Here is a 24,537-nt window from a genome sequence, read left to right as displayed (position 1 = left end):
GTGAGGAGGATAATTGATGCAGACTGATGAGAGAGAATTATTTCAGCCGTTTCGTTTCAGAAGCGGTGTGACGATAGAAAACAGAATGGCAATGGCGCCGATGACAACATGGGCCGGGAACACAGATTTGACGGTGTCGGAGGATGAAATCGAGTACTACAAAATCCGCGTAAACGGTGTGGGACTTGTTATTACGGGCTGTACACATGTAACGAAAAACGGTCAGGGTTTTACGGACGAGTTTGCTGCTTATGAGGATTCATATGTGCCGAGTTTGAAACGCCTTGCTGAAACCGCAAAGTCAGGCGGTGCGCCGGCAGTACTTCAAATATTCCATGCAGGGAATAAAACGCTGCCGGACCTCGATGTAGTGGGACCGTCCGACATCAGCGGAGACAGTAAAACTGTACGTGAACTGACTAATGAAGAAATTCTGGATATTATTGAAGCATTTAAAGAAACGACAAGAAGAGCGGTAGAGGCAGGATTTGACGGTGTTGAAATCCACGGTGCCCATGGTTTTCTTGTACAGAATTTCTGGTCGCCCGGGACGAATAAACGAACAGACGAATGGGGCGGCTCTCTGGAAAAAAGACTTCGTTTTCCGCACGAAGTAATTAAAGCGGTAAGAAGTGCGATTGATGAATATGCCCAAAAGCCGTTTATGCTCGGTTACCGTTTATCGCCGGAAGAATCATCTGATCCGGATGGTTTGAGGATTGAAGATACATTTAAGCTGGTCGAGTTTCTGGAAACAGAGAACATTGATTATGTTCATATTTCACTCGGTGATGCTGCAGGTACACCTGTTGGAAATTACGACCAGCCGACTGTACGTTTAATCTCTGAAAGAACGGAGCTGCCTGTAATGGCTGCAGGATCCATCGCAACACCGGAAGCTGCACGGAATATTAATAGTCTCGGTGCCGATTTGATTGCGGTTGGCAGAGGATTAATCATTGATCCGAGATGGGTGGAGTTATTCAAAGAAAATCAGGAAGAATCGATTGAAACAGTGATCAAAAAATCCGATTCTGAGCATTTAAAAATACCAGATAAACTTTGGAAGATTTTTGAACAAAGAAAAGGCTGGCTGAATATTGAAGAGTAGGATACACCCCTAAAGTTAGATACATCTAATTTTAGGGGTTTTTATATATGTTTTGGTATGAGCGATGAAAACATATGGCGTGAAACACACGATAAATCTGTGAAATGTTTTTAAATGGCGTAATATTCACAGGATTTTCACAGTGATTCACGTTATAATATCTTTAAAATAATGAAAATGATTCTCATTATCATGGTGTTGGTATAAAATAAAGTGACATAAACATATTCAGTATGAAGAGAAACAGGGGGTGACTTTAATTTGAAACAAGTGCTGGTAATTAAAAATGAACAGTCCTCATCGAAAAAGATTGTCAGCGGTCTCGCACGTGAAGAAGGGTTTACTGTAACACTTCATGATGAAAGCCAGGGGTTAGACATTGTGCTCGAAAAAAACTGGGATATCATTGTTTTGGACTGGGATTCACTCAGTATGTCAGGTCCTGAAATATGCGCCTGGATCAGAGAGGTCAAAATGACACCGATTATTATTGTGACCAATCAGATCTCAAGTGAGGACTGCATCGCTGCATTAAGAGCAGGGGCGGATGATTATGTCAGGAAGCCTTTTGAAAAGAAAGAGCTTGTCGAGCGGATAAAAGTCATTCTGCGCCGGAGTGTACGGGTGAATGACAGTGAAGCGGTGCTTCTTAAGTTCAATGATATTCTGGTGGATACATCAAGAAATGTTGTGACAAAAGCCGGGAAAGATGTTTCATTGACGCGGAGAGAGTATGATTTACTGTTGTTTTTAGTAAAGAATAAGAATGGTATATTGAGCCGGGAAATGCTTTTGAATCAAGTCTGGGGATATGACATGGCTGTAAATCCGAATGTTGTAGATTTATATATCAGCTATTTAAGAAAGAAAATCGGCTGCAGTAAACAGAGCAGATATATCAGTACAGTACACGGCAGGGGATACACAATGAGTGAAAGGTAATGTTTCATAAAATTCTGCCCGGTTTTTCTAAGGGCAGCCCGTATTTAAAAGATTTTTCCTTAAATTCAGTCTTCACATGATTTTCAAAGAATTAAAATCTATACTTTTCCATATAACATCTAATTGAAAATGATTATCATAAGCAATTAGGGCGGGATGGTTATTTAAAATTGATATATTGGAGGAGGACCGCGGCATATTTTCTGTACATATTCTGTTTTGAGAAAATCTCAGTTTCTGACTAAGGATTCGAGTGGGTCGGTATTGAGTAAAATAATTTTATAATAAAGGAAGAGGTTTGAGAAATGACGAAATATAAATTTTTACAATTAACTGTATTGATGGCTGTATTTGCTCTGGTACTTGCAGCATGTTCCAACTCTGGTGATGAAGCAGAGACGGATGATTCAAATAATGAAACATCAGAAGAAACAACAGATGATTCAAACGCTGAAGAAGGTTCTGATGAGTCAGCAGATGCCGGAACAGTTGAAATTGAAGATGCACACGGTACTGTAGAAGTTCCGGTAAACCCGGAATCAGTTGTTGCGCTTGACAACAGAACGTTTGAAACACTGGATGACTGGGGAGTTGAACTGACAGCTGCAGCAGTAAGCCTGATGCCGAGCGGTTTAAGCTACCTGGACAATGATTCTATTGAAGACATCGGTAATCACCGTGAGCCTAATTTAGAAGCAATCGCAGCAGCAAATCCGGATCTGGTTATCGTTGGTCAGAGATTCAGCGGCTACTATGAAGATATTAAAGAATTAGTACCGGAAGCAGCAGTAATTGACCTAAACGTGAATGTAGATGAAACGGCTGAAACACCTGGAGAAAACTTAGTTAACGGTCTTAAAGACAACACGACAAAGTTAGGACAGATTTTTGAAAAAGAAGCGGAAGCAGAACAGTTAAATGCTGACTTTGATCAGGCGGTTGAAGATGCTACAGCAGCTTATAACGGCTCAGACACAGTGATGAGTGTAATTGTTTCAGGTGGAGAAATTGGTTTCTCAGCACCGCACAACGGACGTGTCTGGGGTCCTATGTACGAAATCTTCGGATGGGAACCGTCACTTGAAGTAGAAGGTTCAACTGAAGATCACCAGGGTGATGATATTTCCGTTGAGGCTATCGCTGACAGTAATCCGGACTGGATTATGGTGTTAGACCGTGATGCTGATATGGATGAGGAATCTACACCTGCACAGGATGTAATTGAAAACTCACCGGCGCTTCAAAATACAACAGCTGTATCAGAAGGGCAAGTGATTTATGCACCTGCAGATACTTACCTTAACGAATCTATTCAAACTTATATAGAGTTATTTGGAGATATTTCGAATACTTTAAATCAGTAAGACAAGGGGCATGAGGCAGTGCTTAAAAAAATAACAGGCGGGGTTGGGAGAGATTCCCATGCCCCGCCTTATAATCATAATAAAATATGGACAAAATCATTTATCGCAGCAGTGATTGGTGTGATGATTCTGGCCATTATATCTTTATTTGTAGGTGTCTATGATATACGGGGCCAGGAAGACGGCTGGGACATGTTTTTCATTACCCGTGTACCGAGAACAGCAGCTCTATTACTGACAGGTGCCGCCATGGCGATGGCAGGTCTTGTGATGCAGCTGATTACACAGAATAAGTTTGTTGAACCCACCACAACAGGGACAATGGAGTGGGCCGGTCTCGGACTTTTATTTGTGTACCTGATGTTTCCGTCACCGACACTTATGCTTAGAATGCTCGGGGCGATCGTTTTTTCCTTTGTGGGAACAATGGTCTTTTTCTTGTTTTTAAGAAGAGTTAAACTTCGTTCATCTCTGATTGTCCCGATTATCGGATTAATGCTCGGGGCGGTTATTTCTGCATTTTCCACATTTGTCGGTCTGTTTTTCAATATGTCCCAGAATATCCAAAACTGGTTTATCGGCTCATTCGCCCCGATTCAGGCGGGCAGATATGAGTATTTATGGATTATCATTATCATTACTATTTTGATTTTTATGCTCGCAAGCCGCCTGACGATTGCGGGTCTTGGAGAAGATATCGCAAAAAGTCTCGGCTTAAACTACAATACAATCGTTCTGATTGCAACAATGCTGATTGCGGTTGCGGTTGGTATCGTTGCTGCCGTAGTAGGTAATCTGCCGTTTCTCGGCTTGATTGTTCCAAATATCATCTCGATGTTCCGGGGGGATGACTTGAAGAGCAATCTGCCCTGGGTCTGTGTTCTCGGTATGGGAATTATCACCGTCTGTGATATTATTTCAAGAACGATTATTATGCCGTTTGAAATCTCTGTCTCTGTCATTCTCGGCACAGTCGGTGCAGTGGTGTTTATTATCATCTTACTCAGACAGAGAAGACCAAGGAGGCTGCGATGAGTATATTCCAAAACAAAGAAACAAATGTTGACCATCGGGGCCTTCACCATAAGAAACGGTCGGCGAAAGCCTTCCGCAACAAAAAAGAACGTATAAGATACTGGGTACTGCTTATTGTACTCACAGCCGCGGGTTTATTATTTTCTTATGGTCTGCTTGTTTATAATAATCCTGTACCTGTTGATTCTCCGTCATTTGCGCCGATAGCGAAGCGGCGGATGATTGCTGTGACGGCGATGATTATTGCTGCGGTCTGTCAGAGTTTGGCGACTGTAGCATTCCACTCTATTACAAACAACAGAATTATTACACCATCTCTTTTAGGGTATGATTCACTTTATTCTGCGATTCAGACCAGTATGATGTTCTTCTTCGGCGCAGGGGCACTGGTGAATTTTACCGGAACAGGTCCTTTCCTGCTGCAGGTAGCGATGATGGTGATGATGAGTTTAATCTTATACGGATGGCTTCTTTCCGGGAAGTACGGGAACTTACAGCTGATGCTTTTAGTAGGTATTATCATCGGAGGCGGCTTGAACTCTGTTTCTACATTTATGAGAAGAGTGCTTTCACCGTCAGAGTTCGATTTACTGCAGGCAAGATTGTTCGGATCGGTCAATAACGCAGATCCTGAATATTTTCCGATTGTCATTCCAATCGTTATTGTGGCAGGTGCCTTAATACTTATCCATTCCAGACATCTGAATGTGATGTCACTCGGAAAAGATGCTTCAACATCATTCGGCGTCAATCACAGGGCGCATGTGATTTATATATTGGTACTGATTGCGGTGTTAATGTCTGTTTCAACTGCTTTAATCGGTCCAATGACTTTCTTCGGCTTTTTAGTTGCAACACTCAGTTATCAGGCAGCACCGACATATGACCACAGATATGTGTTCCCGATGGCACTTGCGATTGCTTTTCTGGTGCTTACAAGTGCATACTTTACGATGTATCACATATTCGATGCACAGGGCGTTGTTTCAATCATCATTGAACTTGTCGGCGGATTAATATTCTTAATCGTCATTTTAAGGAAGAGGTCTCTATGATAAAAATTGAAAATGTTAGAAAATTATATAATGAAGAAGTTGCGATTGGTCCTTTGGAAATTGATATACCAAAGGCAGGACTCACATCTTTAATCGGTCCGAACGGAGCAGGAAAATCTACGACACTCCTGATGATCGGCAGACTGCTCGACATTGATGAAGGGCAGATTGCTGTGGCTGAGATGGATGTTGCCGGTACCAAGTCCAAGGACCTTGCCAAAATACTGACCATACTGCGCCAGGAAAATCATTTTGTCACAAGATTGACTGTAAGACAGCTGGTCGGTTTCGGCCGTTTTCCGTATTCAAAGGGCAGATTGACGAAAAAAGACGAGGAAATTATATCAAAGTATATTGATTTTCTGAAGTTAACGGCGCTTGAAAACAGATATTTAGATGAATTGTCCGGCGGACAGCGGCAGCGCGCCTATGTAGCGATGGTGCTGTGTCAGGAGACAGAGTATGTATTACTGGATGAACCGCTGAATAATCTGGATGTGGCACATTCTGTCCAGATGATGAAACACTTGAGAGAAGCGGCAAATGAATTCGGCAGAACGATTGTGACTGTTCTCCATGATATTAACTTTGCAGCACAGTATTCCGACAGAATCTGTGCGATGAAAGAAGGTCAGGTTGCTGCTTTCGGCAGTGTCGATGAAGTCATGCAGCCGGATATTTTAACAGATATTTTTGAAACAAAAATTGAAATCATTGACGGCCCTTACGGCAAAGTGGCGATTTATTAGGAAAAAGTACGTGTGAAGCAGAATGACACCGTAATTTTTAAATTGATGAAGTCTCGCTCTCAAGACGAATAATCTTGGGAGTGAGGTTTTTTTATATGAATAAAACAATTTAGGAGTGGTGGCTTGATATGCCGAGATGTTTGAATTAAGAATAGTGTATGCTGCAGGTTCGTTTTTATTTCTCGTACTCGGTTTTATAATTATTGCTGCTGCAGCGGACCAGCGGAAGTCATTCTACTATGAGAATGTTGAAAACGAATAGGGAAATAAAGCCCGTCAGTCTGTTACAATTGCCGTAACGTGAAAATACAGGGTGTATAATGACAGACTCAGCTTATTTTAAGTTTGAGTCTGATCTTTTTAGTATAATAGATTGTAAGGATAAATCATTGGTGATGTCTGTAGATGATTAAGTAAGGTCTAACGTATAAATATACTGGGGGTGGACAGATGGATCAGTGGTATAGAATTGATAACACAGGAAAAATATTTCATGCGGTATCCAATGCAACGAATTCGTCTGTCTTCAGGGTGTCCATGATACTTAAAAGGCAGGTTGAACCGGAAATCCTGCAAAAAGCACTGGATGTTGTGGCAGTGCGTTTCCCGACACTGACTGTCCGGGTGCGGAGAGGTCTCTTTTGGGATTTTATGGAGCACAATGATGAACAGTTACTAGTGAAGCCGGAAACGGATTATCCATGCGGTCCGATTCATCCGAAAGAAAATAATGCGTATCTGATACGTGTTCTTTATTTCAAGAAAAGAATCTCTGTGGAAGTGTTTCATTCACTGACAGACGGTGCTGGTGCCGTTGAGTTTTTGAAGACACTCGTCTATCAGTACTTAAAAGAGCTTAAAAAAGATTTATCGGAGGACGGACTGGTACTGACGCCGGAAGATAATCCACACCAAGAAGAAATAGAGGACAGTTTTGAAAGGTATGCGACCTCTCATGCGGTAAAGCGTCCCGGACGGCGTGCAGAAAAGGCTTATCAGATCCACGGGACACCTTTTAATACACCAGGGATTAATGTTGTCCACGGTGTCATGGACGGCGCGGCATTAAATGCTTATGCCAAGGAGCGGGGCACATCACTGACAGCGTTTCTTACAAGTGTGCTGATTCAGGTGATTCACGATAAGAAAATGACTCAGGATATGACGGATGGTGTGGTTTCTGTCGCGCTGCCGGTTAATTTGAGGCGGCAGTTTCCGTCTGTCACACTCAGGAATTTCTTTTCTGTCGCAAATATTAGTATTCCGATGGATGGATATATTCATTTTAATGAAATTATTGACGAAGTCTCCGGACAGCTCAAAGAGAATACGGATAAAGAAAACCTTCAGAAGGGTATTAACCGTTTTGTGTCCTTCCAGCGTAATTTCTGGATGCGTGTAGTGCCCGTCTTTTTAAAGTATCCGGTCATGCGCTTTGCGTTTAATCAGGTGGGTGAACGTGCTAAGACTTTGACATTAACGAATCTCGGTAACGTCAAACTGCCGGAGACGATGGCGCCGTATATCGACAGGATGGAAGTCATCCTTTATCCGACAAGAAAAAGCCCGATCAACTGCGGTATCAGTACTTTGAACAATCACCTGACGATTACATTTGCACGGTCTATCGAAGAAAATGATATTATCCAGTCATTTTTTAAAGAACTGAGAGTGATTACGGGACTTGATGTGACGGTGTACTCCAATGACTGGGGGAATGTTTATGAATAAATGTCCGAACTGCGATGTGCAGGTGAGTCAAAGTACCTGCCCGTTATGTTATACACAGCTGGATACAGAGGAGAGGCAGTATGAATGGTATCCCGATTACAACAGTGAAGAGCAGAGGATACGGACACGTATTTCAAGGCTGTCCATCCTTGCCGGGAGCCTTGCGGTTTTAATCTGTTTAATGATTAATATTATTATTCTGCCGCAGTTTCTATGGGTGTTTTATGTGGCGGCTTCTGTTTTTTACGTGATGGTATCCATCAGTCACACGATATTGTCAGGATCACATATCGGCGGAAAAATTACGATACAGGTCATCAGTCTGACAATTTTACTGCTGGTAATTGATGCGATGTCAGGCAACCTGCAGTGGTCCGTGGACTATGCAGTACCGTTTTTGATTATTGCAGGGATACTGTTGATTTCAATTATTATTTTAAGAGTACCTTTAAAGTGGACCGGCTACTTCAGCTTTTTGCTGATGATGATTGGGATGGGATTCATTCCAATTATTTTATACGTATCACAGGTATCTCATGTACTTTGGCCGAGTCTTACTGCGGCATTATTTGCAGTCACTGTGTTCTCTGTATTTCTGCTTTTTGCCAAGTCGTTTATGACGCAGCTCAGCAGACGGTTTCATATTTAATAAGCACCGGGACATGAAAGGAATGATTAAATGAAACATATGCTTAAAGTTGCCGCATGGACGGTAAGCGGCGTCATCAGCCTCTGGTATATCATCCAGGCAGTAATAGTAGAGAAGAGAAGTGTCGGCAGTAAGCTTGCGGAAGATATTATTAAAGTGTTTAACTTTGATCTTGCGGAAGTTGATGAAGAAATGCTCGAAAAAAATATGGAGCACAACCGGAAGGAATATATCCTGCGTGACGGGGTGATGCGTTCTGATGTGACAGCATTTCAGGATTCTGGTATGAAAGTGTTCAGAGTCAGTCCGGCGGAGAAAAAAAGTACGAGACGGGTGCTTTATTTACACGGCGGCGGTTATGTCCATCAGCCGTCATATTTCCACTGGCTGTTTATTGATAAGATGGTGCGTGATACAGGGCTCGAGTTTATCGTGCCGATTTATCCGAAGGCACCGGAATATACGTATCGTGATGCCTACAAAAAGGTTGCAGCACTCTATCAGGACCTGCTTAAAGAAAGTGACGAGGAATTAATTTTTATGGGGGACTCGGCAGGCGGCGGTCTTGCGGTCGGCTTTACACAATGGCTGGCATCAGAAAATATGGCAATGCCGAAAGCAGTCATCATCATATCCCCATGGCTCGATATTACGCTTGAAAATCCTGAAATGGCTGAGTACGCGAAAGTAGATCCTATGCTTGAACCGTATAATTTGAAAATTATCGGCAGAATCTGGACAGGGGACAGCAGTCCGGACAATTATAAAGTCTCCCCGATACAGGGTGAACTCAAAGGACTGCCGAAAATATACATCTTTGTCGGCACACGGGAAATCTGTCTTCCGGATACCCGGAAGTTTGTCAGCCTGCTTGAAGAAGCAGAGGCGCCTCATGAATACCATGAATACCCGATGATGAATCATGTATTCCCACAGTATCCAATTCTTGAAGGGGCACGGGCAAGACGTGAAATTATTGAAATACTTGAGAAGGTTGAAGAGGAATAAAGGTTGAGGTACTGATAATTATAGAGATAGGAGCTATATATGGAAATTTATACAGAGAGGTTGAAGCTTGTTGCCAGCAGTCCTGAATTTATTTCTGGATTGAGTCAGAGTGGTTATCAAGAAGGACCTCATGTTAAGGCGCATTTAAGTGAACTTGAGAAAGACCCATCTACTCTGGGCTGGGGTGTATGGATTATTCTAGAAAAGAATAGTGACGTAATTATAGGTGATGCCGGATTTAAAGGAAAACCGTCTGTAAAAAAAAATTGTAGAAGTAGGATATGGTATTCTTCCTGAATTTCAAAATAACGGATATGCAACTGAAGCAGTACTTTCACTAATTGAAATGGCTTTTGAGAACAACGAGGCGGAAGTAATTCATGCAGAATGTAGAGCGGACAATATCGCATCAATAAAAGTTTTAAAAAAGCTTAACATGAATTTGGTTCATAGAGAGAAAAACATGCTGTATTGGAGTTTGACATCTGTAGGAACTATTTGAAATGATATGAGTGAATGTTTAACATCATTTAAAATTTTACCGCTTTTTAAAGTTAGAAAGATTCCTAACTTTAAAAAGCGGTTATTTATGTTGAATCGATTATAGAATGGTGTTTAAAATCCTCTATAGATAGTTTTTGGGGGGGATTATTTATTAAGGATAGAATTTTATTTGACAGTACCATAGACAATGTTTCCGTTAACCATGACCGCTTCCCGTGGAAGTCTTCTTGCTATTAAGTGTGCGGAAGATACTGCGTCTGTAAAAACAAAATCAGCTTCATCATCTATTTTTGGCCAAACCTGTTTTCCCTCTTTATTTAAAGGTGTAATACCTCCTGTAATATATTTCAAGGTTTGTGCAATAGAAATTTCATCTTTTTTTCCTGTTAGGTCGCAGAATGTTGTTAATTTTTCCAGAACATCTCCGGTTCCAAATGGCCCCCAGGAATCATAGAAGCCGTCACACCCCAGATGAACTGATACACCATATTGATCAAGTAAGTCAATTGGAGGTAGAGTATGATTGATTGGAATTGTTGACATAATAGAGATATTATTCTTTTTCAATCTTTCAGCCAGTTGGCTGGCTTTTACAGTAGGAATTTCTCCGATGGAAAATGCGTGACTAATTGAGCTTTTCCCTTTCCATTCAGATTGTTCGACTAAATCAATCCATTTATCAATCGTGTACCAGCCGACATGCCCGCCGTCATGAATATGAAAATCTACATCTGTATTAAATTCATTTGCAATTTCTAAAGTTGTTTGCAGGGATTCCTCAATATGCCCGTCAATCCCGGCAGGATCCAGCCCGCCAACCATAGTTGCTCCGGAGCGCATCGCTTCTCTCATTAGTTCAGGGACATTATCTCTCATAAGACCGTGCTGCGGAAATGCAATGATGTCAGAAGTGATTTTACCACGAAATTTATCTAATGCTTCCACCACACCCTCAAGATTTTTTAAACCAATGTAAGGATCAATATTAACATGAGTTCTGATATGTGTTGCACCGTAAGACAATAAAGTTTCAATCATGTGAGTCGCACGGTCAACTGTTGAATCGGAGAGTGAATTTAACTCAGCAACTTCGAGTTTTAACCGTTCCTTTAAATTATTTACGGGTATAACTGATTTCCACCCTAGTCCCATGTAGGTTTTATCTAAATGATTATGCATTTCTTTAAAAGCTGGAAGGGCTAATAAATTCTTAAAGTCTTGCTTTTCAATAGAATCATAAATTTTTTGATTCCCATCAACAATTTTTTTGATCTTCCCATCTTTAATTTTAATATGAAAAATATCTGTATTTGTATATGAATAGTTGTCATTATCTGTATAACTTTCAGTTTCTAATTTAACGTTTAGTAACCATTTTTCTGTCATAAAATGAACACATCCTTTTATATGGAATGAACTAATTGTCCTCTTGAAACAACTTGTTTAATTTCTTTTCTCCGCGCAATGGTCTCAGCAGAACAACTTGCGTCTACTAACAGGAGATTTGCTTTATCACCAATTGCAGGCCAAACTTGTTCTCCGTCTTTATTTAGAGGTGTAATACCGCCACTCGCGAATTTCCACAATTGAGCTAGGCCGGATTCATGTTTAATGTTAAAACGTTCTGCCAGTGTACTGAGTTTTTCTATAGTGTCTCCGGTCCCGAAAGGACTCCAGTGATCTGTTAAACTATCATGTCCGACTGAAACTTCAATACCGTTTTCTGCTAATGTAAGTACAGGAATGGTTGGACGATTAATCGGTATCGTGGTAGTTATGTCTATACCGGCTTCTTTCAGAGCATCCATCATTGCAATTAAGCGTTCGCCATGAATATCTCCAAGAGCAATAGCGTGGCTGATTGTAACACGACCTTGTAATTGATGTTTTTTTGTTAGATTAATTAGTTTGTAGAATGTAAACTCACCAAGTGTGTCCCAGTCGTGTAGATGAATATCAATACCACTGTCTGATTCAGAAGCAATATCAAACATTGTGGATAATGATTGGTCGATATCACGATCAATAGTCGCTGGATCAACACCCCCGACTAAAGTAGCACCGTTTCTCATGGCTTCCCGCATTAAAGGTGTGACTTCACTGCGTAATAACCCATGTTGAGGAAAAGCAACGATTTCATAAGTAATCAGATTCTTATATTTTTCGAGTGTTTCGACTGTTACCTTTAAATTTTCTAACTGAATAGAAGGGTCTATATTACAATGGGTACGAATATGAGTATGTCCATTTTTAATAAGATGTCGAACAAAATTATCTGCACGTTCTGGAGCAAATTCAAGTTGTTCAGGTAACAATTGTTGCTCTTCTTCTATTCTAGTGAGTATCCCATTGGTAATTGGCTTGGGTGCTTTCCAAGGGCCGCTAAAGTAAGTTTTATCAATGTGAATATGCATTTCTCTAAAACTCGGGAGTAACAGTTGCTCGTCGGCATTATAAACTTCCGTATTTGATGGAACAGGTATGTTATTTTCTATTTTTGAAATCACACCATTCTCTATGAGAATATCCTTTGTTTGAGTTATCGTAGAATCAGGGTTATTGTTATTTTTTTGAATGCCATACTCTAATAGTACATTTTGCAGCAATAAATTAGTCAATTGAATTCCTCCTGCATAAGAATAATTGGAGGGTCACTGACCCTCCATAGATTGTTAAAATATTGAAATAGGTTTAATAATATTATTCTACTGTAGCTTCATTGATCATAATGTAGTTAGTAGGGCTGAGCCAGAAGTTATGAACATCATTATTTGATACAGCCATTTGTTCAGAATTACGAATTGGTACATAAACAGCATCTTCTTCAAGCTCTATTTTTTGAGTTTGTTCATATATCTCCAAACGTCTTTGATCATCAGACTCTTGTCTGGCTTCTTCTATCAAGCTATCAACCTCAGGATTAGAGTAATAAAAATGGTTTCCAGCTGAACCGAAAGAGTTCGTATGGAACAGGTTATACTGGTTATAATCACCATCACCAGTAGCATTACCCCATCCACCGATGAACATGTCGAATTCACCTGAATCCATTGCTTCAATGTATGCACCATATTCTAAAACTTGAATATCCACTTCTACGCCTATTCCTTTTAGTTGTGATTGTATAACTTCTGCCATATTAATACGTTCCTGACGGTCACTGGTAACTAATGTGACGGATGAGCCCTTATCAAACTGACTACTTTCCAACAGGCTTTCAGCCTCATTGATATCATATTCAAAAGGTTTCACATTGTCGCTGAAGCCAAATACGCTCGGGCTCATAGCAGATGTAGCAACTGTACCAGTTCCTTCGTATATACCATTGATAATCGCTTCTCTTTCAATGGCATGGCTGACGGCTTTACGTAAATTCACATCATCAAATGGTGTCTGTCCTGTGTTAAATCCGATGTATTCAACACCAAGACCCTCTCTTTGAATTAAATTTACCTGATCAGAAGATTCGACACGATTCAGTTCAGTAACAGGTACATTATCACTGATATGTGCTTCGCCCGTTTCGACCATGGCTAATCGAGTAGTACTTTCCGGAGTGATTTCGAAAATAACTTCATCGACTTTAGCCGGCTCTCCCCAATAATCTTCATTTTTGGATAAACTAATGGATTGACCGGAATTCCATGATTCAAATACAAAAGGACCTGTTCCAACCGGTGTGTCAGATAAAGAGTCAGGATTTTCCTGAACTGATTTAGGGCTAAGTATGCTAGTTTCCTGGCTGGCAAGAATAGACAGTAAAGGTGCATAAGGCTCGTTGAGAATAAGCTGGACAGTCGTGTCATCAACAACAACAACTTCTTTTATCATGCTGACTTTATCTCGTTGAGGTGATCCCGTCTCGGGGTCAAGTAATCGATCAAGAGTCACTTTGACAGCTTCAGCATTAAACGGTTCTCCATCATGGAAAGTAATACCTTCTTCTAAGGTGAATTCCCAAGTGACATCATCTAATTGCTCCCACTCTGATGCCAGATTCGGAACAATTTCCATATCTTCATCAAAAGTTACAAGATTCTCATATACTTTTTGATAGATGAAATTTGCTGATGGAATATTTGTTATAAATTGTGGATCTAAGCTGGTTGCATCAGACATAGTGACAATACGTAAAGTTCCCCCTTCATTTTCTGTATTCTCTTCCTCTGAAGTGCTTCCATTATCATTTCCTCCAGTTGAACAGGCTTGCAAAAATAACATTACAACAACAATTGCAGAAAAAAACCAATACCTTCTTTGTTTCATAATCTCCACTCCCTAGTATTTAATTTGAGACGTTATAAGTATTATAAAAGATTATTGAAAAGAAGTTGTGTGAAAAATTTGCAAAGATTTTAAAAAATTTGACAATTCAATAAATACTGATTGATAAAGAAAAATTTTTCTTCTATGATTTTAAAATAAATAGTGGCAGATTCAAATATTTATAAACAAGGCTAAAGAATTTTGAAGTAGTTAGAGAAGTTAAATTTTAATTAAGGGGGCATTAATGCTTATGGGGACCGTGTTAGAGAAGGAAGATTTTAAGAAGCTTAGAAAAGAACGGCGAATAAGAAATATAAAGGATTTTGGAGAACGATTGTTCCATAATAAAGTTGCGGTAATTGGAGGAGTCATTGTTTTGTTTTATATTATTGTGGCATTGCTCGCACCTATACTTTCACCATATGATCCATACGCTATTAACTTGGAAAATAGGATGCAGGGACCTACATGGGAACATTTGATGGGAACAGATGATAAAGGAAGAGATATTTTAAGTCGTATAATTTACGGTTCAAGGTTATCGATGGGTGTCGGATTTGCAGCGGTTTTGTTCGGCGCTTTTTTTGGCATTATTATGGGACTTATTGCTGGTTATTATGGTGGAATAGTAGATTCTGTTATCAGTAGGATTTTGGATATAATGCTTGCGTTCCCGGGAATCTTACTTGCCTTGGCAATTATTAGTGCGTTAGGACCTAGTTTATTTAATGTCATGGTTGCAGTTGGGATATTTTCTGTTCCACTATTTGCAAGAATTGCTCGAGGCTCAACTATGGAAGTTAGAAATTTAGAATATATTGATGCTATTAAAACACTGGGAGCAAACGATGCGACCATTATTTTTAAACATATCTTCCCAAATATTTTATCTCCGTTAATTATTCAGGGGACTTTACGTTTAGCTACTGCAATTCTCTCGGCAGCAGGACTATCTTTTTTAGGACTTGGAGCTCAACCACCATCATCGGAGTGGGGAACTATGCTTTCGAGTGGAAGAGACTTCTTATTCAGTGCGCCTCACATTGCAATATTTCCAGGATTGGCAATAGCGTTACTAGTAATGGCATTTAATTTGTTTGGAGATGGACTTCGTGACGCTCTAGATCCGAGAATGAAATTTTAGGAGGAAGAATAATGATTCTATTTTTAACTAAAAGATTACTACAAACTATCCCTGTAATTATAGGTGTAACATTAGTTGTTTTTCTAATCATGCAGATGGTGCCTGGAGATACAGCGCAAATTCTTGCGGGAGAAGGCGCATCACAGGAGACTGTTGAGGATCTTAGAGAAGAGTATGGGTTAGACCAACCTTTACATGTTCAGTATATAGATTATATGAGTGGCGTGATAAAAGGGGATTTTGGTAATTCCCTGAGAAATAATCAGTCTGTTTCCAATGAGATTATGTCAAGACTGCCTATATCAGTCGAACTGGCGCTCTACAGTACATTTATAACAGTAGTTCTTGGAGTTATCGCAGGAATTGCATCTGCGATAAGACCGAATTCCATTTCAGATATGACTGTAATGATTGTTACTTTGTTGGGAATATCTTTCCCAAGCTTTTTCCTCGGTATATTACTCATGTATTTCTTCTCTGTTCAATTAGGATGGTTACCGGTTTCAGGGTGGGAGAGTTTTAGACATATGATTTTACCAGCCTTCGCTTTAGGAGCAAGTGGAGCCGCCATAGTAGCGAGGATGACCCGATCCAGTATGTTGGAAGTAGTGCGTCAGGACTATATGAGAACTGCTAAAGCAAAAGGTTTAAGTGCGTATTTAATTATATATAAGCATGCTTTAAGAAATGCGCTGATACCGGTTATCACAGTGGTTGGATTGCAATTTGGTGCATTGCTTGGAGGAACGGTTTTAATAGAGTCAGTATTTGCAATTAACGGACTTGGAAGACTGATAGTTGAATCAATTAGAATGCGTGATTTACCAATGGTTCAAGGTGGAGTGCTTGTAGCTTCTTTAGTATTCGTCTTTGTGAATTTACTTGTAGATATTTTATATAAATTTTTTAATCGTCGAATTGATATTAATTGATGGGAGCTGAAAAAATGGAGAACCATGAACATGCTTTATTAGAGATAGAAGGATTAAAAACTTATTTTAAGACAAAACAGGGAACTGGAAAAGTGGTAGACGGAATTGATTTAACTTTAAACAAAGGAGAAACTCTGGGTATTGTCGGGGAATCAGGCTGTGGTAAAAGTATGACATCGTTGTCTATTCTTCAACTAATACCACATCCAGGGAAAATAGTGGGTGGGCATGTTCGATTGAATGGTGAAGATTTGGCTCATAAATCAGAAAAAGAGATGAGAAGGATTCGTGGGAATCAAATTTCGATGATTTTTCAGGAACCAATGACTTCATTAAATCCAGTCATTACAATTGGAGAACAAATTGCTGAAACCATCCGCCAGCATCAAAAAGTCGGACGGAAAGAATCTCATGTCCGCGCGGTTGAGATGCTGAAGTTGGTAGGTATACCATCTCCGGAAAAAAGAGCTAAGCAGGAACCTTACCAATTGAGTGGGGGGATGCGTCAGCGTGTAATGATTGCAATGTCTCTGGCCTGTAATCCAGAAGTATTGATTGCTGATGAACCTACAACAGCTTTAGATGTCACGGTTCAATCACAAATATTAAAGCTCATGAAAAATTTACAAAAACAAATCGATATGGGAATTATATTTATCACCCATGATTTAGGGGTTGTTGCGGAGACGTGTGATAATGTCGCGGTAATGTATGCAGGAGAAATCATTGAACATTCAACAACAAAAGAATTATTTAAATCTCCTAAGCATCCTTATACACAAGGTCTTTTAAATTCGCTTCCAAGACTTAACGAAGATCAGGATGAATTGATTGCCATGAAGGGCAGTATCCCAAGCCCTATGTACGAACATATAGGCTGTAAGTTTGCTGAGCGCTGTCCAGTTGCACAACCGGAGTGTTTTGAAAAAAAACCAGAATTGATTGAATACGATGATGGAGAATACAAGGTTCGATGCTTTGTGTTTGATAAAAATAAAAAGAAAGGAGAAGAGGTGTATGAGTGATTCTATTCAAAGTAACCAAGCATTATTAGAAGTAAGAGAGCTGAAACAATATTTCCCTGTAAAAAAAGAAAAAATACGACAAAAGAAACAGTTTGTGAAGGCGGTTGACGATATTTCTTTTTCCATCAAAAAGGGTACGACCTTAAGTATTGTAGGCGAATCCGGATGTGGAAAATCGACAACAGGAAGAGCGATATTACGCTTGGATGAGCCTACATCGGGACAAATTATTTATGATCAAGTGGATTTGGCGAATATTTCTAGAAAAGAATTAAAAAAAATGCGTGGTCAAATTCAAGTTATTTTCCAGGACCCATTTGCTTCACTAAATCCAAGAAGGACAATCAGAAAAATGTTATATGAAGCAATGGATATCCAGCAGTCAGTCAAAAAAGAAGATAGAGAAGCAAGGATGATTGAACTTATGACATTGGTTGGCTTACCTCCAGATTCATTAGAGAGACTGCCTCATGAATTTAGCGGGGGACAGCGTCAAAGAATTGGCATTGCCCGGGCGCTGGCGGTTAATCCGGAATTAATTATTTGTGATGAAGCGGTGTCCGCTTTGGATGTGTCGATACAGGCCCAAATAATTAACCTTTTAAAAAAATTGCAAAAAGAACTTGATTTAACATATTTATTTATCTCTCATGATTTAAGTGTAGTTCGTCATATCTCGGACCGGGTTGTTGTAATGTATTTAGGTAAGATTGTTGAGATAGCAGATAAGAAGGATTTATTTTCAAAACCATTGCACCCATACACACAAGTTTTATTATCGGCTATTCCAACAATAGATATGAATGAAGAAAGAGTAGAAATAGAAGTCAATGGTGATGTCCCTTCACCGATAAATCCGCCAAGCGGTTGCCGATTCCATACAAGGTGTCCGTTTGCAACAGAACTCTGTAAAACCAAAGAACCTGAATTAGCTGAAAAAGAGAATGGAACAGGGAATCATTTAGCAGCCTGCCATTTTGCCGATGAAATTTTCAATAAAAACAGTATGAAGATATGATATAATTTTTCTTTAATAATGGTTGGGGGAGAGGAGGATATAGATGATTAGTCTTGAAACTTTCTCCTTTTATATTATGATTTGTGTATTAGCTCCGCTTATCGGGGCTTTTACCATATTGTTTTTGTTTATTTTTGAAAAAAGATTTGAGGCTTTGGAGACACAAGCTAATAAACTTGCGCTTGAAAAAGAACTTCAGGAAAGTAAATATGAAATATTGAGTCAGAAAATACAACCTCACTTTTTTTTCAATACTTTAAATATGATACTTAGCTTAGCAAGGCTGGATAGAAAGAAAGATTTAATCCATTCTATTGAAACATTAGCAATCTTTATGAAGAGAAAGTATACAGTTGATGAAATGCTCAATACAGTTCAAGAAGAAATTACATATACTAAGCAGTATTTAAATATCCAAAAATTACGTTTGGGCCGGAGACTGGTGATTAATATTGATATTGATGATGAAGCCAACAAAGTTTTAATTCCTTCATACGTAATTCAAACACTTACAGAAAATTGTTTTAAACATAGTTTTGAAAAAAACGAGGGTATGGCCCGGTTGAGTATTTTGATTCGAATTGTTGACCAGAATGTACGGCTGGAAATATGGAATAACAAAAAGCAGGAATCAAAAGTGAGAAATGACAGAAAGAATGTTGAAGAGAGTAATGGAATTGGTCTGGAAAATATACGTGAACGTTTGAATCTTCTCTACCCCCTGCAAGGAGCGGAGCTGTCTTTACACGAATTTGAAAGTAATACTTTAGTATGCATGGTTTGGCCTATTCAATACAAATCAAATGAGGAGGAGAATTAATTTGAATATCCTTTTGATTGATGATGAGCAACTTGAATTGGATCAGTTAGAGTACTTACTAGAACCCTACCTTAAGAATCATCAAATTTTTCAAGCAAATGATGTCACTGAGGCTCTGAATGTTTTAGAAAATCATAAAATTCATCTTGCTTTGGTAGATATTCATCTGCCGGGTACTTCTGGATTAGAGTTAGCGAAACAATTAAAGAAATCAGGGAATACAAAAGTGATTATAGTTACAGCTTTCCAATCTTTTGATTATGCGCAACAAGCCTTAAGGATTAAAGTGGACAATTATATCACCAAACCAATTGTAGAGGCTGAGTTAATAGAAGTAGTGATGCCATATTTAAAAGACGTGCCTTATTCACCAATTATTTTACAAGTGATTGATATTATTCAAGAAAGGTATCATACGAAATTAACATTAAATAAAATTGCCGATGAAATTCATGTGAACCATGCACACTTAAGTAGGAAATTTAATGATGAAGTTGGAATCAGTTTTCCAGATTACCTCAATGATTATCGAATAGAGGCAGCAAAAAAATTATTGAGGGGAAACTCATCTATTGCGATTATTGCTGAAGAGTGTGGTTTCAGTGGTCAACATTATTTTAGTGTATTATTTAAAAAGAAGGTGGGAAAGACTCCGAGTGAATTCAAGAAGGAGAGTCAGAATCAGTGAGGGATGAAATTAAAAAATATGTGTTAACCAATAAAACTGTATTTGATATTTCTTTTGGAGTATTACTGTTTATTTTAAGGTGGCTGTCTATTACTATCGTGGTATTTTCTTCCGAGTTGCTAATTAACTACGGTATTCTTGGAGCGATTAGTTTTATATTAGCGATGGGGGCAGCACTTATTCTTTTTAGTGAAATTGCCCGGAGAATTAAGCAGCGGTTCCATAATAAATCTTCGTTGGAAGATATTATTAATATTCGTACTGAAGGAATAACCAGAAGAGTAATGCTTACGATGTTACTTCTTTTAAATCTTAGCTTACTAGTAATTCAGGTGTTTGCAGTAACTCTTATGTTGGATACAGTGTTTAATCTGCCTGCTTACACAGGACATATGATTTTTTTCTCTCTATTATTCTTTTATGTTGTAATTGGAAAGGGAAAAGTTATTATTAGACTTTCACCACTTTTCGTAACAATAATATTTTCTTCTGTAATATTAATTCCGGTGTATTTTTTTATTCAGGAAGGTGTGAAGCCGGTTTATGATGGAATTTGGCTTTATCACCCGTACCTATTATATTGGAAAAATGATAATAACCTTCCTTTAGTGTTAACGTCTTTTTTACTTTTTTTAAGTATTTTAACTGTTGACCGTACGACCTGGCAGCGGTTGCTGGCACTAAAAACAAACCAGGTGAGAGAAGCAATCAGTATGAGTGGAATAACAATTGTAACGATTTTATTAGCTGTTATTTCTATGGTATTGATATCATTATCTAATGAAGGATATACTAATGCCTCGACAGTACTATTTAACTTGGTTCATCAGTTACAAAGTCCTGTATTAATTGGTTTATTTATATCATTCTGCTTTGTGATATCTCTGTCTGCTCTTGGTTCAGAAGTACATACATTGGTAAAGATTATTCAAAGGTCAATAACAAGGCTGATAAATCGTAATGAAAGATTAACAAAGGTTAATGAACCAGTGTTAGTACTATTAGTAATTCTAGTACTTTTCTTTATAGGGCTTTATGCTCCAAATAATCTGTTGGGATTTTTATTTGCTTATGGTATTATTTGTGCCTCCATGATTACACCGATGTTGATTATAATATTGACTAAATATTCATTGCCACGTCATACGGTGCTGATTATCTTTTCGGCAATCACACTTGGTTTTGTAATGTATTATGCATATGGCATATTTTCCGGTGTCTGGGTGAGCTTTTTATTATCCGCAGGAATTACAGGTTTAACTTATTCTGTACAACTTCTAAAGAGAAATAGATATTAATGGATAATTATAATCTAATTTAAGTGATATAGAAAAAATAACCTTTGAAAATGGTATTCTACCGACTACGAATATAAAAAAGAGATGAGTTTAATGATGAAATTTGACACAATTATTAAAAATGGACTGGTTATTCTTGAGAATGACAGTCATGAAGTGGATATAGGAATCACAGATGGAAAAATTGCTGCGATAGGACAAGGTTTAGGGCATCAAGGAGAGATTATTGATGCAGAGGGACTGATTGTTTCACCGGGAATGGTGGATGCACATGTCCATATCACTGAACCCGGCTGCGGTTATCGTGATGACTGGGAAGGATATGAGAGCGGCACACGTGCTTCTGCAAAAGGCGGCGTGACGACATTTATTGAAATGCCTTTAAATCAAGTGCCTGCAACAATTGATCAGCAATCGATTCAGGAAAAATTTGAGGCTGGGAAAGGTAAGCTCACTGTAGATGTCGCGAGTTACGGCGGGCTTGTTCCGTTTAATTTGAATGGTGGAATTCAGGAACTGGATGCAAATGGTGTGGTGGCATACAAGTGTTTTTTAGCTACATGTGGGGATCGTTCAATTGATAAAGACTTCATGAATGTCGATGATTACTCACTGTATGAAGGGATGAAACAAATCGCTGAAACGGGTAAAATACTTTCTGTCCATGCCGAGAATGCATCAATCACTGACGCTTTAGCAGAAAAAGCAGTTAGGGACGGTGAGACCACATTGAGTGCCTATGTTGAAAGCCGCCCTGTATTTACTGAGGTGGAAAGCATTAGAAAAATTATTCTATTTGCCAAAGAAACGGGCTGTCGTATTCATATTGTTCATGTATCATGCGAAGAGGGTGTCGAAGAAGTTGTGAACGCACAAAAAGAAGGTTTGGATATTACATGTGAGACGTGTACGCATTATCTATATTTCTACAAGGAGGAGCTTGATAATATTGGGGCGTCAGTTAAATGCTCACCGCCTATTCGTGAGCGCTCCCGTCTCGATGGAATGTGGGACAGGCTGTTTAGAGGAGACATTTCTTTTGTTACATCCGATCACTCTCCCTGTGCTCCGAATTTAAAGAAGACAGACAATGCCTTTGAAGCATGGGGCGGTATAGCGGGTCTGCAGAACAATGTGGATATACTTTTCGATGAAGCCGTTCAAAAAAGAAATATGTCTCTCGTTCAGTTTGCAGATATTATCGCAGCGAATCCAGCGAAGCGTTTTAATTTAACAACAAAAGGAAGTATTACCGTCGGAAAAGATGCAGATTTTGTATTTATTAAAAGAAATTCACCTTATGAATTAAAAAAAGAAGATTTGGCTTACCGTCATAAAATAAGTCCTTATGTTGGCCGGACGATAGGTGCAGAGGTTGTAAAAACTATACTTCGAGGCATTGAAATTTATGATCAAAACACGGGTATCACAGATCAGAAAATAGGAGAATTTATGGTTTAGAAATATTTGAGGAATAAAATCCTCCAATACGGATAAAATCCCTTGTTCACAGTTAATATCAAATATAAATAGAAGCGGCAGTAAGAGTTTTTCTTACCGCCGCTTTATTGTGATTTCTACAAAAAGTCCTTACACGATACCAGCAAATCAATCTTTTTCCACTGGATGTCTTCATCAATGGTGTTTCCTTCTTCCACAGAAGCAAATCCGCATTGAGGGGACAGTGCGATATTATCACCGACTACCGCCTTTGCGTTCTCATATCTTTCTTTAATCTCATCATGTGTTTCCATTTTCGGGTTTTTAGTGGAAATTAAACCGACAACGAATGTTTTATCTGTCCCTTTCAAGACTTTCCACGGGTCGAATGAACCGGAACGTTCATCATCATACTCAACAAAAAAGCCGTCATAAGGCAGTGTGCTGATGATTGATGCCACGGAATCATAATGCCCTGAGAATAATGGGTTTCCTTTAAAATTCCCTTTACAGAAATGATTGCCTATAACAAGGTCTGCGGGCTTATTTTCAAGGGATTTTGAAGTCACTTTTCTAAACCATTCAAGTACTTCTTCTTTTGTGTAGCCGAGACTCTCTACTTTTCCAATGAAATTATCATCGATTAAATAAGTCCATGACGTATCATCAATTTGAAGGTAGCGGCAGCCGTTGTCGTATAAATCCTGTATTGCTGCCTGATATGCGGATGCAATATCGTCAATGACCGCTTCAATATCATCACCATAGTATGGTGTATCTTTAATTCCGAGCTGAAGGTAGTGATCGACAAGAATCATGTTTGGTCCTGAGATGGCTTTTTTCGCCTCTACATCTTCATGTTTTTCCGCACATTGTTTCAAGAAGTTCCAGGCATCAATTTCAGGATGATTTTTATTCTTATCATAAGAAATTTTACCTTCAATGCATCCGAGTTCGATTTTATGGACAACCCCGCCGCGTTCTTTCTCAAAATGCTGTGTTGTAAAACCGTCAAACTCTTTCAGCCAGTCAAGATGCCACCATCTGCGTCTGAACTCACCATCTGTTACGAATTTTAAACCATGCGCCGCCTGCTTATCCACTAAGTCTGAAATCTCTTTATCTTCAACTGCTCTAAGCGCAGAGAGTTCAATGTCTCCGTTAAAATATTCTGCACGTGCCTTTTTAATCGTATCGGGTCTTAAAAATGAACCCACGATATCATATTTAATATCCAGCATAGTTACATCTCCCAAAGATATATTGTGAGGAATCCTCCTCTTAATCACGTAATTAATTATATGTATATTTAGAATGTTTGTAAAATGAATCTTCAATTTATATAAATATTGAAATAAGAATCATTTCGTGATAAATTAAATCGTAACAATTACGTTTTGTGGAGTGGAGAAAATGTATGAATATTTGAATGAATCTGTGACGAACCAGTCAATTTATCAGATATTAACAGAAAAAGAACAGGTATTTTATCAAAAGATTACCCGTGCTGAAGATAAAATCGCAGAGATGTCGAATACAGCTGAAGCGTTTATAGAAACAGTCAGTGTATCCGGTATATATGAAAGAGCAGCAAGAGAATATGGTATTCCGGTGTATAAAGTGCTGGAAGTACTCGAAAATATAGAAAACAGAATCGACAAATATATGGAACAGAAGAGACGTTATGAAACGACTGTCGGTGAATGCCGTTACGTTCAAAGATTTTATATTGATGAGAACGAGAAAAGAGGTTAAGCG

General features: G+C 38.9%; 25 protein-coding genes. 21 read left to right on the top strand and 4 right to left on the bottom strand.

What is annotated here, in order from left to right; translation table 11 throughout:
• The first annotated feature begins 16 nt into the window (after positions 1-16).
• From ACFSX4_RS10080 to ACFSX4_RS10025, 12 genes are all read left to right on the top strand, one after another.
• Positions 17-1,111 carry an NADH-dependent flavin oxidoreductase gene (locus tag ACFSX4_RS10080; RefSeq protein WP_377774192.1) on the top strand — a complete coding sequence of 365 codons (1,095 nt, stop codon included), beginning with the start codon at positions 17-19 and terminating at the stop codon, positions 1,109-1,111.
• A 261-nt stretch (positions 1,112-1,372) separates the two neighbouring features.
• The gene (locus ACFSX4_RS10075; RefSeq protein ID WP_377774190.1) at positions 1,373-2,053 is read left to right on the top strand and encodes a response regulator transcription factor; all 681 of its coding nucleotides are present in this window, start codon (positions 1,373-1,375) and stop codon (positions 2,051-2,053) included.
• Between the two features lie 305 nt (positions 2,054-2,358).
• Positions 2,359-3,417, top strand: coding sequence for a siderophore ABC transporter substrate-binding protein (locus ACFSX4_RS10070; RefSeq protein ID WP_377774188.1), 1,059 nt, complete (start codon positions 2,359-2,361; stop codon positions 3,415-3,417).
• Positions 3,418-3,435: 18 nt separating this feature from the next.
• Complete coding sequence (locus ACFSX4_RS10065) at positions 3,436-4,452, top strand: ABC transporter permease (protein WP_377774186.1); 1,017 nt, start codon at positions 3,436-3,438, stop codon at positions 4,450-4,452.
• Complete coding sequence (locus ACFSX4_RS10060) at positions 4,449-5,507, top strand: iron chelate uptake ABC transporter family permease subunit (protein ID WP_377774184.1); 1,059 nt, start codon at positions 4,449-4,451, stop codon at positions 5,505-5,507. The genes ACFSX4_RS10065 and ACFSX4_RS10060 overlap by 4 nt, the downstream gene beginning before the upstream one ends.
• Complete coding sequence (locus ACFSX4_RS10055) at positions 5,504-6,256, top strand: iron ABC transporter ATP-binding protein (RefSeq protein ID WP_377774182.1); 753 nt, start codon at positions 5,504-5,506, stop codon at positions 6,254-6,256. Before ACFSX4_RS10060 ends, ACFSX4_RS10055 begins: the two co-directional genes overlap by 4 nt.
• Positions 6,257-6,392: 136 nt before the next feature.
• Complete coding sequence (locus ACFSX4_RS10050; RefSeq protein ID WP_377774180.1) at positions 6,393-6,518, top strand: hypothetical protein; 126 nt, start codon at positions 6,393-6,395, stop codon at positions 6,516-6,518.
• Positions 6,519-6,706: 188 nt separating this feature from the next.
• The gene (locus tag ACFSX4_RS10045) at positions 6,707-7,987 is read left to right on the top strand and encodes an alcohol acetyltransferase (RefSeq protein WP_377774178.1); all 1,281 of its coding nucleotides are present in this window, start codon (positions 6,707-6,709) and stop codon (positions 7,985-7,987) included.
• Complete coding sequence (locus ACFSX4_RS10040) at positions 7,980-8,636, top strand: DUF6320 domain-containing protein (protein WP_377774176.1); 657 nt, start codon at positions 7,980-7,982, stop codon at positions 8,634-8,636. Before ACFSX4_RS10045 ends, ACFSX4_RS10040 begins: the two co-directional genes overlap by 8 nt.
• 30 nt (positions 8,637-8,666) lie before the next feature.
• Positions 8,667-9,644, top strand: coding sequence for an alpha/beta hydrolase fold domain-containing protein (locus ACFSX4_RS10035; RefSeq protein WP_377774174.1), 978 nt, complete (start codon positions 8,667-8,669; stop codon positions 9,642-9,644).
• A gap of 39 nt (positions 9,645-9,683) precedes the next feature.
• Complete coding sequence (locus ACFSX4_RS10030; protein ID WP_377774172.1) at positions 9,684-9,941, top strand: hypothetical protein; 258 nt, start codon at positions 9,684-9,686, stop codon at positions 9,939-9,941.
• Entirely contained in the window at positions 9,910-10,146 is a 237-nt protein-coding gene (locus ACFSX4_RS10025) for a GNAT family N-acetyltransferase (RefSeq protein ID WP_377775373.1), read from the top strand. Before ACFSX4_RS10030 ends, ACFSX4_RS10025 begins: the two co-directional genes overlap by 32 nt.
• A gap of 167 nt (positions 10,147-10,313) precedes the next feature.
• Here ACFSX4_RS10025 and ACFSX4_RS10020 read toward each other — a convergent pair whose 3' ends face one another.
• From ACFSX4_RS10020 to ACFSX4_RS10010, 3 genes are all read right to left on the bottom strand, one after another.
• The gene (locus tag ACFSX4_RS10020) at positions 10,314-11,534 is read right to left on the bottom strand and encodes an amidohydrolase (protein ID WP_377774170.1); all 1,221 of its coding nucleotides are present in this window, start codon (positions 11,532-11,534) and stop codon (positions 10,314-10,316) included.
• A gap of 17 nt (positions 11,535-11,551) precedes the next feature.
• Positions 11,552-12,766 (bottom strand): amidohydrolase, encoded by a 1,215-nt coding sequence (locus tag ACFSX4_RS10015; RefSeq protein WP_377774168.1) that lies wholly within the window; start codon positions 12,764-12,766, stop codon positions 11,552-11,554.
• An 82-nt stretch (positions 12,767-12,848) separates the two neighbouring features.
• Positions 12,849-14,414 carry a glutathione ABC transporter substrate-binding protein gene (locus tag ACFSX4_RS10010; RefSeq protein WP_377774166.1) on the bottom strand — a complete coding sequence of 522 codons (1,566 nt, stop codon included), beginning with the start codon at positions 14,412-14,414 and terminating at the stop codon, positions 12,849-12,851.
• Between the two features lie 250 nt (positions 14,415-14,664).
• Between ACFSX4_RS10010 and ACFSX4_RS10005 the strand changes: the two genes are divergently transcribed.
• From ACFSX4_RS10005 to allB, 8 genes are all read left to right on the top strand, one after another.
• On the top strand, positions 14,665-15,558 hold the full coding sequence (locus tag ACFSX4_RS10005; protein ID WP_377774164.1) for an ABC transporter permease: 894 nt from the start codon (positions 14,665-14,667) through the stop codon (positions 15,556-15,558).
• An 11-nt stretch (positions 15,559-15,569) separates the two neighbouring features.
• Complete coding sequence (locus ACFSX4_RS10000) at positions 15,570-16,490, top strand: ABC transporter permease (RefSeq protein ID WP_377774162.1); 921 nt, start codon at positions 15,570-15,572, stop codon at positions 16,488-16,490.
• A gap of 14 nt (positions 16,491-16,504) precedes the next feature.
• Positions 16,505-17,515, top strand: coding sequence for an ABC transporter ATP-binding protein (locus ACFSX4_RS09995; protein WP_377774160.1), 1,011 nt, complete (start codon positions 16,505-16,507; stop codon positions 17,513-17,515).
• On the top strand, positions 17,508-18,533 hold the full coding sequence (locus tag ACFSX4_RS09990) for an ABC transporter ATP-binding protein (RefSeq protein WP_377774158.1): 1,026 nt from the start codon (positions 17,508-17,510) through the stop codon (positions 18,531-18,533). The genes ACFSX4_RS09995 and ACFSX4_RS09990 overlap by 8 nt, the downstream gene beginning before the upstream one ends.
• Before the next feature lie 43 nt (positions 18,534-18,576).
• Positions 18,577-19,353, top strand: coding sequence for a sensor histidine kinase (locus ACFSX4_RS09985; protein WP_377774156.1), 777 nt, complete (start codon positions 18,577-18,579; stop codon positions 19,351-19,353).
• 1 nt (position 19,354) lies between these two features.
• On the top strand, positions 19,355-20,041 hold the full coding sequence (locus ACFSX4_RS09980) for a response regulator transcription factor (protein WP_377774154.1): 687 nt from the start codon (positions 19,355-19,357) through the stop codon (positions 20,039-20,041).
• A complete protein-coding gene (locus ACFSX4_RS09975) occupies positions 20,038-21,339 on the top strand; it encodes a hypothetical protein (protein WP_377774152.1) in 1,302 nt (433 codons plus the stop codon). The genes ACFSX4_RS09980 and ACFSX4_RS09975 overlap by 4 nt, the downstream gene beginning before the upstream one ends.
• 96 nt (positions 21,340-21,435) lie before the next feature.
• Positions 21,436-22,800 (top strand): allantoinase AllB, encoded by a 1,365-nt coding sequence (gene allB, locus ACFSX4_RS09970; protein WP_377775371.1) that lies wholly within the window; start codon positions 21,436-21,438, stop codon positions 22,798-22,800.
• A gap of 116 nt (positions 22,801-22,916) precedes the next feature.
• On the opposite strand, the gene ACFSX4_RS09965 is transcribed toward allB, so the two are convergent.
• Positions 22,917-24,020, bottom strand: coding sequence for a 5-methyltetrahydropteroyltriglutamate--homocysteine S-methyltransferase (locus ACFSX4_RS09965; RefSeq protein ID WP_377774150.1), 1,104 nt, complete (start codon positions 24,018-24,020; stop codon positions 22,917-22,919).
• A 172-nt stretch (positions 24,021-24,192) separates the two neighbouring features.
• Here ACFSX4_RS09965 and ACFSX4_RS09960 point away from each other — a divergent pair, with 172 nt between their 5' ends.
• Positions 24,193-24,534, top strand: coding sequence for a hypothetical protein (locus ACFSX4_RS09960; protein WP_377774148.1), 342 nt, complete (start codon positions 24,193-24,195; stop codon positions 24,532-24,534).
• Positions 24,535-24,537: the final 3 nt, after the last annotated feature.

This window comes from Corticicoccus populi (assembly GCF_042686195.1).
Lineage (GTDB): Bacteria > Bacillota > Bacilli > Staphylococcales > Salinicoccaceae > Corticicoccus > Corticicoccus populi.
Note: the sequence above shows the minus strand (reverse complement) of the source record. Positions and strands in the feature narration are given on the sequence as shown.

Coding starts and splice junctions, on each gene's coding strand:
- allB (WP_377775371.1), top strand. CDS start 21,436: ATGAAATTTGACACAATTATTAAAAATGGACTGGTTATTCTTGAGAAT.
- ACFSX4_RS10070 (WP_377774188.1), top strand. CDS start 2,359: ATGACGAAATATAAATTTTTACAATTAACTGTATTGATGGCTGTATTT.
- ACFSX4_RS10005 (WP_377774164.1), top strand. CDS start 14,665: ATGGGGACCGTGTTAGAGAAGGAAGATTTTAAGAAGCTTAGAAAAGAA.
- ACFSX4_RS09965 (WP_377774150.1), bottom strand. CDS start 24,020: ATGCTGGATATTAAATATGATATCGTGGGTTCATTTTTAAGACCCGAT.
- ACFSX4_RS09995 (WP_377774160.1), top strand. CDS start 16,505: ATGGAGAACCATGAACATGCTTTATTAGAGATAGAAGGATTAAAAACT.
- ACFSX4_RS10055 (WP_377774182.1), top strand. CDS start 5,504: ATGATAAAAATTGAAAATGTTAGAAAATTATATAATGAAGAAGTTGCG.
- ACFSX4_RS10000 (WP_377774162.1), top strand. CDS start 15,570: ATGATTCTATTTTTAACTAAAAGATTACTACAAACTATCCCTGTAATT.
- ACFSX4_RS10035 (WP_377774174.1), top strand. CDS start 8,667: ATGAAACATATGCTTAAAGTTGCCGCATGGACGGTAAGCGGCGTCATC.
- ACFSX4_RS10020 (WP_377774170.1), bottom strand. CDS start 11,534: ATGACAGAAAAATGGTTACTAAACGTTAAATTAGAAACTGAAAGTTAT.
- ACFSX4_RS10010 (WP_377774166.1), bottom strand. CDS start 14,414: ATGAAACAAAGAAGGTATTGGTTTTTTTCTGCAATTGTTGTTGTAATG.
- ACFSX4_RS10050 (WP_377774180.1), top strand. CDS start 6,393: ATGTTTGAATTAAGAATAGTGTATGCTGCAGGTTCGTTTTTATTTCTC.
- ACFSX4_RS10045 (WP_377774178.1), top strand. CDS start 6,707: ATGGATCAGTGGTATAGAATTGATAACACAGGAAAAATATTTCATGCG.
- ACFSX4_RS10060 (WP_377774184.1), top strand. CDS start 4,449: ATGAGTATATTCCAAAACAAAGAAACAAATGTTGACCATCGGGGCCTT.
- ACFSX4_RS10080 (WP_377774192.1), top strand. CDS start 17: ATGCAGACTGATGAGAGAGAATTATTTCAGCCGTTTCGTTTCAGAAGC.
- ACFSX4_RS10040 (WP_377774176.1), top strand. CDS start 7,980: ATGAATAAATGTCCGAACTGCGATGTGCAGGTGAGTCAAAGTACCTGC.
- ACFSX4_RS09960 (WP_377774148.1), top strand. CDS start 24,193: ATGTATGAATATTTGAATGAATCTGTGACGAACCAGTCAATTTATCAG.
- ACFSX4_RS10030 (WP_377774172.1), top strand. CDS start 9,684: ATGGAAATTTATACAGAGAGGTTGAAGCTTGTTGCCAGCAGTCCTGAA.
- ACFSX4_RS09990 (WP_377774158.1), top strand. CDS start 17,508: ATGAGTGATTCTATTCAAAGTAACCAAGCATTATTAGAAGTAAGAGAG.
- ACFSX4_RS09985 (WP_377774156.1), top strand. CDS start 18,577: ATGATTAGTCTTGAAACTTTCTCCTTTTATATTATGATTTGTGTATTA.